The organism is Staphylococcus sp. GDY8P85P, from assembly GCF_017892405.1.
GTDB lineage: Bacteria > Bacillota > Bacilli > Staphylococcales > Staphylococcaceae > Staphylococcus > Staphylococcus borealis.
The window spans coordinates 81,315-94,524 of record NZ_JAESLA010000017.1; the positions used below are offsets into that span (position 1 = coordinate 81,315).

Here is a 13,210-nt window from a genome sequence, read left to right on the forward strand (position 1 = left end):
TCGACTCAGATAAATTAAAAGCAGCTTGTTGCAAATGCCCTTTTAATTTAGTCAACTACTGTCAATATATATTTGTAGGGAGTGGGACAGAATTCTTTTGAATTCGTCGCCCCACTCCCGCTTTTTTTATCATTCTATTAAACTCATGAAATGATTACTTACTTTATCCCAATCATGATTGATACACATTCAAATGCTTTTAGGATCAGGAATTTTTAAGTTCAATAGATATTGTATTTACTGATTATTTTAGAAGGTTATAGAACTCTTCTATCGCTAATTGATTGTATTCTTGAGCGTTAAACGTCTCATAATTGGGTGTTTGATGTTTGATAAAACGCGCTAAGCCGTGCTTAATATCATTGACATCATGACTCACTAACATCCCATACTTACCATTGTTTAATACATAACGATTCGCAATGATATCCGATGCCAATACATTCATGCCAAGTGATAGTGCTTCAAGAAGAACCATTGATTGGCCTTCATAATAAGACGTTAACGATAAAACATCTGCTTGTTTCATAATATAGAATGGATTTTTTCGTTGTCCTAATAAAAAGACATGCTGTTCTAACTTCAACTTACGAATTTGTTGTTCTAATTTATGTCTTAATGGACCTTCTCCCATAATATATAATTTCGTATTAGGATAATGCACGATAACCTTGCTAACCGCTTCAATTAATAAATCAAATCCTTTTTCAGGTGATAAACGGCCAACCGACACAATTTTAAAATCATCCTCTTTAAAAGGTACCGACGTCACTTTCCCTTTATTTACACTGACGAGCACCGGCACATTATTTTTCTCAAATTGATCAGCATCATCTAACATGAATTGCGATATTTTACTTAAATTAATCGTGTTTCTTGACGCTACAAATTTCTTATTTAGTGCTTTTTTAGCAATATTGTGCATATTTTGTTCTTTTGATGCATCAGAAACACATACCAGTTTATCAAATTGATCATACAATGTGATCAAACCTTTTAAATTTTGATAATGCGGTTTCACACCGTTAACGGTTCTCTCCATATCCGCTTTGATATCACTATGAAGGTAGACCAACTTACGTTTGGCAGTCGTAGCTAAAATAAGATTCGCCCAAAACATAGAGTACCCACTGAAATCTATCGCATAATCAAATTGACTTTCACCTATTATTTTACGCATCTCACGTTCATATACATGTTTTGGATATAAGAAACGTTCTAATGCACTTTTTAGCCCTCGTTGTCTGACGAAGTCTACTTTATACGTCTCTTTTAACGACGCTGCTAATGGGCCAACTCTTAAAATAATTCTTACATTTTGGTTAACATTATTCAGATTATTCAAGATTTCTTCATTATTACTTCTATTTGTAAATAGTGTAACGTCGTATTGATTGTAATCAATATTCTCTAATAAATTGATAACAGAAGAGGTAATACCATTATTTTTCATTCCACCAGGATAAATTAATAGTCGTTTTTTAGCACATTTCTTTTCCTTTTTACGTTTATGTTTTGAGGTGAATACGCGCTCAATCACTTTGTCAGTAACATTTCCATCATCTAGATACGCATACGTATTTTTGAACATTTGATAGTTATGTTGCACCTTATTTAATTGATATGTTTTCTGTTGTATCGCTTGTACAACATCATCAATGGTATGCACAACCGGTCCCGGTAAATCCTGAGCATTGATATACATTCCTCTTTCAAATTGATATGCTTCGTAGTCAGGTGTATAAAAGACAATGGGTTTATTTGTGACTAAATAGTCAAAGAAGATACTTGAATAATCCGTTATCATTAAATCAACAAACGCCAATATTTCATTTGTATCAAAATAATCTGGAATAAGATAAGGTTTTAGTGCCTCATTTTTAATTGCTTTTTTATAAATAAATGGATGTACCTTTACTAATACTTGATAATCGAGATGATGTTTCAACTTTTCAACTTCTTCGACAATATGATTTAAACTTTCCTCAGGCGTGTTGACATCATCACCTCTCCAAGTAGGACAATATAACAATACTTTCTCATCAGTAATATCAATGTATGAGCTTAATTCATTAATAAGCATTTTTGAATCACTATTCAATGTAAGATCTATTCTTGGATATCCTATTTCTAAAATTTGTCCACCATAGATGTTATCCAATCTAAATGCCCTTTTAAAAATATCTGACGTATGGCGATTAGGACTTATGATATAATCACTCGATAAAAAGTTTTTAATAATATTTTGCGAACCATGTAAGCCATTTTCAAGGTCTAGCCCCATATATTTGAGTGGCGTACCATGCCATGTGTTCACATAAATTTGATCAGGCTTTTTAATGAAATAGGCAGGAAATGTTGAGTTGTTAATTAGATACTTACATTCGGTTAGTGCCCTTAAATACTCTGGAGATTCTTTAATCACGAATTCAATATTTTTGTAGTTCTCAAATTTCTTTTTATAAAATTCTAACGTTTCGGTAGTGTCGACGACCCATTTATGCGTATATTTACGATATTTGGGATGATGAACCAAACGTTTAAAGATAGCATATGGACTATCTGTAATACTCTTCCCATCTCTTACTTGATATAGAATATCGTGTTGTTTAACTTTATTCGCTTCATAATTGTGCGCATAACGCATTATTTTACGTGTATAAGCTGAGTTATTTCTTCTTTGTAAAGGCGTCGTTATAAATTTAAATTTACGTCGACTTTGATTTTGTAAAAATGTCTTCAGTGCCATATTCATTTTCCTTTCTAAGTTGTATTTCATTCTCTTAAGTTGATGTCATAAAATGAATGCGTTGAATTACATTTTGATTCTTGAGTATGTATGGAGATGAACGCCAATATACAGTCTAAATATATTATATCATTTATTTATATTATATATTATTAAAATAATGCGTTTTGTATATTAAATTTTTAGATACAAAAACCTTTGAGCCACTGGACGACTCAAAGGTTATCTATACCTGATTGATGACATGACTATTTAGGGGCATCTCTTTCATCAATTTCTCTTATTACTTTAGCAGGCACACCCGCAACTAGGCTATTCGGTGGTACATCTTTAGTCACTACGCTTCCCGCTGCAATAACTGAGCCATCACCAATCGTCACACCAGGTGTGACTACAACATTGCCACCAAACCAAATATTATTCCCAATTGTGATAGGCTGAGCCAACTCTAAACCTGCATTACGTTCTTTAGGCGTTAAAGGATGATGGGCAGTATAGAAACCACAAGACGGACCTATAAATACATCATTACCAATCGTGATGCCACCTCCATCCATGAAGTAACAATTACTATTAACAAAGATGTTCTTACCTAATTTAACATTCCACCCATAATCTGTATCGAAAGGACTATTAATTGTAATATGCTCTAATTGGGTGCCAAATAATTCAGTTAAGATTGCTTGTCGTTTGCTATCATCACTTGGCCGTGTTTGATTAAAGTCATAACATAAATCTTTAGCTCGTATACGTTCTGCTTCTAATTCATTATCAAAATTCGCATCATACCATTCATGTGCTAACATTTTTTCTTTCTCTGTCATCGTACTCACTCACCTTCTTTCAATTGTTATCATAAAGTTTAAACGAATCAAGACGCTTTTGCATTGAAATTCCATTTTCATTAAAAAATGCAGACTTTATGTCTAACAACAAAAAAGCCGAGAGTGAGACAACATTCTTTTTAAAACGTCTCCAACCCCAGCTTGCTTTGCTTGTAGAATTTCTTTATGAAATTCTCTTTGCTTGGGCCCCAACCCCAGCTTGCTTTGCTTGTAGAATTTCTTTATGAAATTCTCTTTGCTTGGGCCCCGCTAGAACTATGCAATGCATGGCTTAAGTGTCTTTTCTCTTCAGTTAGCCATTGCGAATTTCCAAAATAGCATTATTAGATTATTTATGTCTCAGACCATAACCATGACGTCTTAGACATTAATTCCATTTAAGTTGTAATATAGTCTCCACCATTAACATGAATAATTTGGCCTGTAATATATGAGCTATCTGCATTTGTTGCAAGAAACACATAGGCTGGCGCAAGTTCTGCAGGTTGTCCACGTCTACCCATTGGCGTATTGCCACCTTGATTTTCCACTTTGTCTTCATCAAAGGTAGCTGGAATTAATGGCGTATAAATCGGTCCTGGCGCTACACCATTGACGCGTATATTTTTCTCCATTAGCGTTGTAGCTAATGATCGCGTAAATGAAACAATCGCGCCTTTAGTTGAAGCGTAATCAATCAAATGACCTGAACCACGATATGCTGTTACACTTGTTGTGTTAATAATCGTATCGTTATCACTTAAATATGGAACGGCCGCTTGTGATAAGAAGAACATACCAAATATATTAGTTTCGAATGTCTCTTTAAATTGTTCTGGCGTAATGTCCATAAAATGGTCTTGTGGATATTGAACAGCACCGTTATTTACTAGAATATTTAATCCGCCAAAGTCTTGAACCACTTGTTGCACTAAATCTTTAGATTGCTGTGCATCTTTTAAATCATGTGCATACGCTTTAGCTTTAACACCGATGTCTTTCAAACGTTGAACGGTTTCTTCAGCATCCTCATGCTCATCGTAATAACCAATTGCTACATCCGCGCCTTCTTTAGCAAATAGTATCGCAACAGAACGACCAATACCTGAGTCACCACCAGTAATTAATGCAACTTTACCTTGCAGTTTACCTGCTGCTTTATAGTCATCTAGCTCTGAAACTGGTCTAGGATTCATATCTTTCTCAGTACCTGGTTGATGATCTTGAGTATAGCCTTTAATTTGCTTATGAAATTCTAATAAATTCATTCGTTACCACTCCTTATCCATTTACTTAACCGTTCCCATTAATGTCGCATTTGAAACAAAGTTGTTATCTGATTATCAACGATCCATTTCATTACAACTTTAGAATGATAGGAAGTCAGTTCCTTAGTCTCATGCATTTTAGTACGAAACCTTATATAATTAAATTAAACTTCTATTAAAGATTTAACTTAAGCCACTAACGAGAACATACAGATAAAGGAGTGCGACGCTATGCGAGGTTTATTTAAAGGTATTATTGCATTACTAATCATACTTGGTATTGTAAAGACCTTCCAAGATCATGATGTAATGAACGAAGCGAACTATTATTACAATCAAGCTAAAAATGGCGAATTGGTTCAAAATATATCCAATTTTGATTTTAATAACTATAAAGATTTAAATTTAGACCATTTTAAACCATCTGATTTTTTCTAAAATAACGATATCAACGACACAATAGAATGATATTATCGGCAATGAGAAAACATTCAAGTGCATGTTGAATTCAGTCCACGACTGCTCATATACATTTGTAGCCTAAGATATAGACTTAATATGTGCCCTTCAAAGTAGACATTGAAAAATGAACACTTTGGAGGGCACTTTTTTATTCAAAAACAGAACAGAAACATTGACTTAAATACCCTAAGGGGGTATATTATGTATGAATTGTAATGGAGGTGTCCTAATGAGCAATAAACAACATACTACATTGACTATTACCGGTATGACTTGTGCCGCCTGTTCTAACCGTATCGAAAAGCGATTAAACAAAATGGATAATGTTAACGCACAGGTTAATTTAACGACTGAAAAGGCGACAATCGAATATGATTCAAATGACTATGAGATCAATGACTTCGTGTCGACCGTTCAAAAGCTTGGCTATGATGTAGTCATAGATAAAGCTGAATTAGATATAAGTGGCATGACTTGTGCTGCTTGTTCAAATCGCATTGAAAAAGTATTAAATAAAACTACAGGTGTCAAACAAGCATCTGTCAATTTAACGACTGAGCAAGCCACGGTAGCTTACTATCCCGGTCAAACCGATTTAGATACTTTAATAGAACGTATTAGAAAGCTAGGTTATGATGCACAACCTAAACAAACTGAAGAAGATCAAGCTACGCGTAAACAACGCGCATTGAAACATAAGCGAAACAAATTAATCATCTCAGCGATTCTGGCATTACCGTTACTCATGACAATGTTCGTTCATCTCTTTAATATGCATTTACCAGATCTCTTAATGAATCCTTGGTTCCAATTTATACTTGCGACACCAATCCAATTCATCATTGGTTGGCAATTCTATGTTGGCGCTTATAAGAACTTGCGCAACGGTGGCGCTAACATGGATGTACTTGTCGCATTAGGCACTAGCGCTGCTTACTTTTACAGTATTTATGAAATGATCAAATGGTTAGCTGGTTCAACACATATGCCTCACCTATATTTTGAGACAAGTGCTGTGCTGATCACGTTGATTCTTTTCGGAAAATATTTAGAGGCACGCGCTAAATCGCAAACAACACATGCATTAAGTGAATTACTGAATTTACAGGCAAAAGAGGCACGCCTCATTGATGACAATGGCATCGAACAAATGGTACCTCTGAATCAAGTTAGTGTGAATGATATCTTGTTAATTAAACCAGGTGAAAAGATACCGGTTGATGGTCAAATCATCAAAGGTGAAACTGCTATAGATGAGTCAATGTTGACTGGTGAATCCATGCCCGTGGATAAGCAGGTTGATGATGCAGTGATCGGTTCAACGATAAATACAAATGGTGTAATTACAATTAAAGCCACTAAAGTTGGAAAGGACACTGCCCTTTCTAACATTATTAAAGTCGTTGAAGAAGCTCAAAGTTCTAAAGCACCTATTCAACGTTTAGCTGATATCATATCTGGCTATTTCGTGCCAATTGTAATTGCTATCGCATTATTAACTTTCCTCATTTGGATTACCATCGTTCATCCTGGTCAATTTGAGAATGCACTTGTTGCTGCGATATCCGTTTTAGTTATTGCTTGTCCATGTGCGCTTGGATTAGCGACACCAACGTCTATCATGGTTGGTACAGGTCGCGCTGCTGAAAATGGTATTTTATTCAAAGGTGGCGAGTATGTCGAACGCACACATCAAGTTGATACGGTTGTGTTCGATAAAACAGGCACATTAACTCATGGTAAACCAGAAGTTACTTATTTAGATGGGGATGAAGATACACTAGCTTTAGTGGCCTCCGCTGAAAAGAACTCTGAACACCCTTTAGCTACTGCAATTGTTAACTATGCTGAACAACAACATGTGCAATTGGTAGACGTCACTGACTATCAAACATTACCAGGCCACGGTATACAAGCGATGATCGATGGGACTCAGTTACTTGTTGGCAATAAAAAATTGATGCTCGCACATCACATCAACATAGATACGATGAAACAGAAGATGACACATATGGAAGCTGATGGTCAGACCGTAATGTTAATTGCATATGGTGGTGAACTTAAGGGCATGATTGCTGTTGCAGATACAGTTAAACCTTCTGCCAAAAACGCCATCCAACAACTAGCAGCTATGAATATTAAAACGGTCATGCTAACTGGTGATAATGAACGAACTGCACGTGCGATTGCCAATGAAGTTGGTATTGACCAAGTCATTGCTGAAGTTCTCCCTCAAGATAAGGCACAACATATCACGCAGTTACAAGAACAGCAGCATAACGTTGCTATGGTAGGTGACGGTATCAATGATGCCCCTGCACTGGTTAAAGCAGATATTGGTATTGCAATGGGAACGGGGACTGAAGTAGCGATAGAAGCTGCAGATATCACCATTCTAGGAGGCGATATTCAGTTAGTACCTAAAGCCATCCACGCGAGTCATAAAACCATTCGCAACATTAAACAAAATTTATTCTGGGCATTTGGATATAACATTGCAGGCATACCTATTGCAGCAATGGGATTACTCGCACCATGGATAGCTGGCGCTGCAATGGCCTTAAGTTCAGTTAGTGTTGTAAGTAACGCTTTACGACTAAGACGAATGAAACTATAATTTTGAAGCATTTCTATTTTATTTCTTTGTTTATTAAAAAGGAGTAAAATATGGGTATATACTATTAAGAACGTCGGAGGTGATCATTATGATTAATAAAGTAATGAATGTTGAAGGTATGAGTTGCGACCACTGCAGAAACGCTGTGGAATCAGCACTAGCTAAATTAAATGGTGTTACTTCAGCTGAAGTAGACTTAGACAAACATCAAGTTCGCGTCGATTATGACGAAGATAGAGTATCAGTTGAACAAATGAAAGAAGCCATTGAAGATCAAGGCTACGATGTAAAATAAGGTCCGGACAAAAGCGCTTAGGATTTAGGCGAATTCGAAAAGTGAAATAGAAGAAGTTAGGCGTGGCAAATCCCTGCAAAACGCATTTCTGATTGAAATGCTACAAGCTAATCTAGCCAGGGTTATAAAACATTCAGTGTGCCATGCCTAACTTCTTTTTTAATTTACTCTTAATTGCGTCGTCCCTGTATTCAACACATCAAGGACTGCATCAAGTGCATCCACAATCAAATTCTTTACAGCTGCATCCGTATAGAATGCAATATGCGGAGTTAACCAAATATCCTCTCTGGCAATTAACGTCTCTAGCAATTCATCATTAATTGCTTTATCACGATAATCTCCAGGGAATAATCCACGTTCATGCTCATATGTATCTAACGCAGCACCTTTAATGTGTCCGCGATCAATGGCATCCAGCAATGCTCGTGTATCTACAATTGATCCCCTAGCCGCGTTGACAAATACAGCGCCTTTTTTAAATTTAGAAAATAATGCTTCGTTAAAAAGATGCGGATTATATTTTGTTGCTGGAATATGAACTGTGACAATATCAGCATCCTGCAATGCGTCTTCTAATGTTTTTTTATACGTAACATACTGTGCAACTTGCTCATTTGGAAATGGATCATAGGCAACAACATGACTACCATACCCTTTGGCAAAGATTCTTGCTGCAATGGAACCAATACGTCCAGTTCCGATAACCGCAACAGTTAAATCACTGATTGAACGTGACAAGATTGAAGGTTCCCATCTAAAATCATATGCTTGAAGTTTACGTTGAATGGCATTTTGATTTCTAACAATATTAATTGCTTGTGTCACGGCAAACTCTGCAATAGAACTTGGTGAATAAGACGGCACATTAGATATAATGATGCCGTATTGTGTAGCTAAATTTAAATCATACGTATCAAACCCAGCACTACGTTGCGCAATATGTTTAATCCCGAAACGTTGAAGTTTCGCAAATATTTCTTCAGATATTGGATGTTGTTGAGATAAAGATAACCCATCAAATCCTTGAACACTATCCACATTATCTTCCGTCAATATCTCTTTGTTTAATTCTATTTCAACCTTATGCTGTTCTGCCCATTCTTCAATATAAGGAATATCTTCATCACGTACACTCATCATTTTTATTCTAGTCATTATCTATCATCCTTTCTCATGTTCGTCTTAGTGTTATACGTTATACAAATTAGATAACGATGCGAGTCGATTCGCCGCTTCAGTCAATAAATCATCCTCCAGTGCTAAAGAAATGCGCACATAATGACGCCCATTTTCTCCAAATGGAATACCTGGTGCTACTAGGATGGACTGCTCTTTTAATAAATATTGTTCGAACGATTCACTATCGTAACCCGGTGGCGTTTGAAGCCATGAATATATACCACCTTTAGAATGCACAAATGGTAAATTTGCTTCCTTTAATCGCTTCTCAAAAGCATCACGACGTCGCTTAAATGTGTCATTTTGTTGATCCAAAAAGGCATCATAATGATTCAACGCATACGTTGCTGCATCTTGAAGGGCACCAAACATACCCGCATTCGTATGTGTCTGATATTTCTTTAGTGCTTGTATCATGTCTTTATTCCCTACCGCAAAGCCTACTCTGAAACCTGACATGTTATACCCTTTTGACAATGAAAAAATTTCAATGGCTACTTCCTTTGCATCTTTAGAAGCGAGTATACTCGGGTTCTTAGCATCGAAACCAAAAGCACTATATGCAAAGTCATGAACAATCTTTGTGCGTGTACCTTTAAATCTTTGAATAGCTTCATCAAATACCGCTTTAGTGGCCGTTGAACCTGTAGGATTATTTGGGTAAGTTAAATAAACTAATGACGTGTTCGCTAATGTTTGTGCATCTACTTTGCGCCAATCTGGCAAGTAATCTGGTGGGTCCAAATTAAGTGGTACTGGATTGGCATCAGCAAGCAAGACACCAGCGAGATAATCTGTATAACCAGGATCTGGCAACAACACATTCTCTCCAGGATTCACAATACATGTCGGTAATGCCACTAAACCGTTCTTTGTACCATAAAGTATGCACACCTCGTCTTCTTTATCTAACGTGACACCGTATTGGCGTTGATAAAAATTAACAATCGCTTCTTTAAATGATGCTTTACCATGAAAGGCACCATACTTTTGATTCTCTGGAATTCGAACTGCTTCTGCAAAATGATCAACAATACCTTTAGGCGTTTCACCATCCGGTATACCCACTGCCATATTGATTAACGGCAATGGACCATGTTCAACTTTGCGTCCCATTGTCTTACCAAAGTAACTATCTGGAATATGCGCTAGCTTATTTGAAATTGTCATGATTTACCCCCTTACAAAATTAAAAAGCTATATATCACGCTCAAAAGAGAGTGACATATAGCTTAGTTTATAACTATGACACTTATCTTTGAGGTATACCTCTTTGGAATTAGCACAGTACTTTTATCTTTTAAGTCTGTTGCTGAAGTTTCATTGGGCCAAATCCCTTCACTTCTCTGGATAAGTCTATTGAATTAATATTTATTGTATCAGTTCAATAATGATTGTCAATATTTATAATTTTCTGATTCATTTACTTTATGGAGATTATACACCATGATTAATATCTTCAAGCATTGCTTCTGCCGTAATTTTAGCACTCGTTAGAACGATTGGTACACCTGCCCCCGGATGTGTACTTGCACCTGCAAAGTATAAGTCTTTGTAGTCTCTTGAAACATTGGCTGGTCTGTAATAATTACTTTGTGTCAGCGTTGGCATGAGTCCAAATGCTGAACCGAACTTAGCATTGTAGCGTTGCTCAAAATCAAGCGGTGTAAAAACTGTTTCAGATACGATATCTTGACGGACATCTTTAAGCGCTTCAATCGTTTCAAGTTTGTTATAGATGACGTCTTTCGCCTTCTCGACTATTGTAGGGTCATGCCAGTCAATTTGGCCTGTTTTTAATTCTGGGACTGGCATCAATACGTACATGCCTGTCTGACCCTCAGGTGCTAATGCTTCATCTTCTACAGATGGGAAGTAAAGGTATAATGATGGATCATCTGGCATCTTTCCACTAAAGATATCATCAATATTACCTCTAAAATCTTTAGCAAATACCACGTTATGGACATACAATTTATCACGTAATTGACGATTAATACCTGCATAAATTAAAAATGCTGAACATGAATAATCCATGTTATCCACCTTTTCAGGAGAATAGCGCTTTAATGGCGCGTGCTGAGGCATGAGATGTTGTGCCACATATGGGAAGTCGGCTGTACATAGTACTTTATCGAAACGTCGAATATCACCATTAACACGTAAGCCATCTGCACGCTTAAATTTAGGATCAATGATGATCTCTTGCACGTCTGCATTGAGTTCAACATTGACACCATAGTCTTGACCAAGCTGTAATAAGCCTTGGGCTAATCCATACATGCCACCTTTGATATAATGGACGCCATGAACCATTTCAATCATAGGAATAATAGAGTAAATTGATGGGCCTTGTTTCGGATCAATACCGATATATAATGTCTGAAATGCAAGTAGCTTGCGTATTTTTTCATTAGATACATAATTATCTATTAATTGATTCGCATTGTTAAACGTCTTCAGTTTAAGTCCACGATATAACGTTAACGGATTATAAAATTCGCTTGGCTTACGGAACGTGCGCTCAAGGAAATATTTACGCGCTACCTCATATCGTTTATATATATCCGTTAAAAACTGCATAAACCCTTGCGTTGAGCCTGGCTCTATCTCTTCTAGCGTCTGGCTTAGTTGTGCCAAATCCGTCGATACACTTACTTTATCTTTATCTGAGAAATAGATATCAAAAATATGTGTGAGTGGTTTCATATCGACATAATCTTCGAAACGTTTGCCACATTCTTCAAATACTGCTTTATAAACATCTGGAACCATCACTATAGTCGGTCCCATATCGAAGGTAAAACCATCCTTCTTAAATTGACTCATACGGCCACCGACTTGTTCATTCTTTTCAAAAATGGTTACTTGATGACCTTGCGCGGCCAATCGTGCGGCAGCTGCTAAGCCGGTAACACCAGCACCTACTACTGCTATGTTCATACATCTCACCTAATCTTTATATTTTTTCTTTAAGTTGCGGTAGATTTTATGTTTTTTCCATTTAGAAACATATGCGCGTTCTTTCAATGAATATGATGATTTACGTACCTCAGTTAGTATACCGCGATAGACTTGAGCTGCTAACTCAATAATCATACGAGATTCTTCATTATAAACATCGAGATGATTCAATACCATATCGTAGTTATTATCCGCTAGTGTCGCATAGAATTCCCAAATTTTGATGTAATTGTCAGAGGGTTGATTGCGTTCCATTTCATCTGCAATTGAAACATTAAACTCATTTAAACGTGCTTTACTAAAGTAAATACGCCCGTTTCGATAATCTTCACCAACATCACGTAGTATATTCGTTAGTTGAAGCGCCTCACCTAATTGCTTACCATACGCATAAGCTTCGTCTGACGGTGGCGTTGCCAAAATAGGAATCAGTAATACACCGACTGTTCCTGCTACCCCATAACAATAATCGAGTAGACCACGATCTGTTTCAAACATCTCGAAGTGTTGGTCGGCTTCTACGGTATCAATTAAGTCGTAGAGGGCTTGGTAATTCATTTGGAAATGTGTCGCTGCATCAGCAAAAGCCGTCATAATGCGTGCATCACTTTCAAATGTCGTTATTGTTTGATGTTCAATAGATTCAACATCACGATGAATCTTATGTAAATAATCCACGTCTTGATGTACATCGATACTATCATCAACGATTCTGCAAACAGCATAAATTGCCCATATTGCGCGTCGCTGTTGCTCAGGTAACATATCAAAAGCATATGAGAAACTCTTAGAGTAATCTTTCATAATTTGATGACAATATTGATAATTTTCTTCTAATGTGCTCATGGA

The 13,210-nt window shown here is 36.5% G+C and carries 10 protein-coding genes and 1 riboswitch; of the genes, 3 read left to right on the plus strand and 7 right to left on the minus strand.

The annotated features are described in order from the left end of the window. Nucleotides 1–244: 244 nt before the first annotated feature. The 3 genes from KA828_RS04270 to KA828_RS04280 form a co-directional block, all read right to left on the minus strand. The gene (locus KA828_RS04270) at nt 245–2,749 is read right to left on the minus strand and encodes a glycosyltransferase (protein WP_210125484.1); all 2,505 of its coding nucleotides are present in this window, start codon (nt 2,747–2,749) and stop codon (nt 245–247) included. A gap of 248 nt (nt 2,750–2,997) precedes the next feature. Beyond that, on the minus strand, nt 2,998–3,573 hold the full coding sequence (locus tag KA828_RS04275; protein WP_075108185.1) for a sugar O-acetyltransferase: 576 nt from the start codon (nt 3,571–3,573) through the stop codon (nt 2,998–3,000). Nucleotides 3,574–3,971: 398 nt separating this feature from the next. Further along, nucleotides 3,972–4,841 carry an SDR family oxidoreductase gene (locus KA828_RS04280; protein ID WP_075108186.1) on the minus strand — a complete coding sequence of 290 codons (870 nt, stop codon included), beginning with the start codon at nt 4,839–4,841 and terminating at the stop codon, nt 3,972–3,974. Nucleotides 4,842–5,072: 231 nt separating this feature from the next. Between KA828_RS04280 and KA828_RS04285 the strand changes: the two genes are divergently transcribed. From KA828_RS04285 to copZ, 3 genes are all read left to right on the plus strand, one after another. Next, nucleotides 5,073–5,279 carry a hypothetical protein gene (locus KA828_RS04285; RefSeq protein WP_053028857.1) on the plus strand — a complete coding sequence of 69 codons (207 nt, stop codon included), beginning with the start codon at nt 5,073–5,075 and terminating at the stop codon, nt 5,277–5,279. A gap of 253 nt (nt 5,280–5,532) precedes the next feature. After that, a complete protein-coding gene (locus KA828_RS04290) occupies nt 5,533–7,920 on the plus strand; it encodes a heavy metal translocating P-type ATPase (protein WP_210125485.1) in 2,388 nt (795 codons plus the stop codon). 88 nt (nt 7,921–8,008) lie between these two features. Continuing rightward, the gene (gene copZ, locus KA828_RS04295) at nt 8,009–8,215 is read left to right on the plus strand and encodes a copper chaperone CopZ (RefSeq protein WP_053028858.1); all 207 of its coding nucleotides are present in this window, start codon (nt 8,009–8,011) and stop codon (nt 8,213–8,215) included. Between the two features lie 159 nt (nt 8,216–8,374). Here the strand turns inward: copZ and KA828_RS04300 are convergent, their stop codons facing one another. The 4 genes from KA828_RS04300 to KA828_RS04315 all read right to left on the minus strand — a co-directional run bounded on the left by KA828_RS04300 (nt 8,375) and on the right by KA828_RS04315 (nt 13,207). Then, nucleotides 8,375–9,373, minus strand: a complete 999-nt coding sequence (locus KA828_RS04300; protein WP_210125486.1) for a D-lactate dehydrogenase — start codon at nt 9,371–9,373, stop codon at nt 8,375–8,377. Between the two features lie 33 nt (nt 9,374–9,406). Then, nucleotides 9,407–10,567 carry an aminotransferase class I/II-fold pyridoxal phosphate-dependent enzyme gene (locus KA828_RS04305; RefSeq protein ID WP_075108188.1) on the minus strand — a complete coding sequence of 387 codons (1,161 nt, stop codon included), beginning with the start codon at nt 10,565–10,567 and terminating at the stop codon, nt 9,407–9,409. A 79-nt stretch (nt 10,568–10,646) separates the two neighbouring features. Beyond that, nucleotides 10,647–10,754, minus strand: a riboswitch (SAM riboswitch). A gap of 80 nt (nt 10,755–10,834) precedes the next feature. After that, entirely contained in the window at nt 10,835–12,340 is a 1,506-nt protein-coding gene (locus KA828_RS04310) for a phytoene desaturase family protein (RefSeq protein ID WP_210125488.1), read from the minus strand. A gap of 9 nt (nt 12,341–12,349) precedes the next feature. Continuing rightward, nucleotides 12,350–13,207 carry a phytoene/squalene synthase family protein gene (locus tag KA828_RS04315; protein WP_075108189.1) on the minus strand — a complete coding sequence of 286 codons (858 nt, stop codon included), beginning with the start codon at nt 13,205–13,207 and terminating at the stop codon, nt 12,350–12,352. Nucleotides 13,208–13,210: the final 3 nt, after the last annotated feature.

Coding starts and splice junctions, on each gene's coding strand:
- KA828_RS04270 (WP_210125484.1), bottom strand. CDS start 2,749: ATGGCACTGAAGACATTTTTACAAAATCAAAGTCGACGTAAATTTAAA.
- KA828_RS04275 (WP_075108185.1), bottom strand. CDS start 3,573: ATGACAGAGAAAGAAAAAATGTTAGCACATGAATGGTATGATGCGAAT.
- KA828_RS04280 (WP_075108186.1), bottom strand. CDS start 4,841: ATGAATTTATTAGAATTTCATAAGCAAATTAAAGGCTATACTCAAGAT.
- KA828_RS04285 (WP_053028857.1), top strand. CDS start 5,073: ATGCGAGGTTTATTTAAAGGTATTATTGCATTACTAATCATACTTGGT.
- KA828_RS04290 (WP_210125485.1), top strand. CDS start 5,533: ATGAGCAATAAACAACATACTACATTGACTATTACCGGTATGACTTGT.
- copZ (WP_053028858.1), top strand. CDS start 8,009: ATGATTAATAAAGTAATGAATGTTGAAGGTATGAGTTGCGACCACTGC.
- KA828_RS04300 (WP_210125486.1), bottom strand. CDS start 9,373: ATGACTAGAATAAAAATGATGAGTGTACGTGATGAAGATATTCCTTAT.
- KA828_RS04305 (WP_075108188.1), bottom strand. CDS start 10,567: ATGACAATTTCAAATAAGCTAGCGCATATTCCAGATAGTTACTTTGGT.
- KA828_RS04310 (WP_210125488.1), bottom strand. CDS start 12,340: ATGAACATAGCAGTAGTAGGTGCTGGTGTTACCGGCTTAGCAGCTGCC.
- KA828_RS04315 (WP_075108189.1), bottom strand. CDS start 13,207: ATGAGCACATTAGAAGAAAATTATCAATATTGTCATCAAATTATGAAA.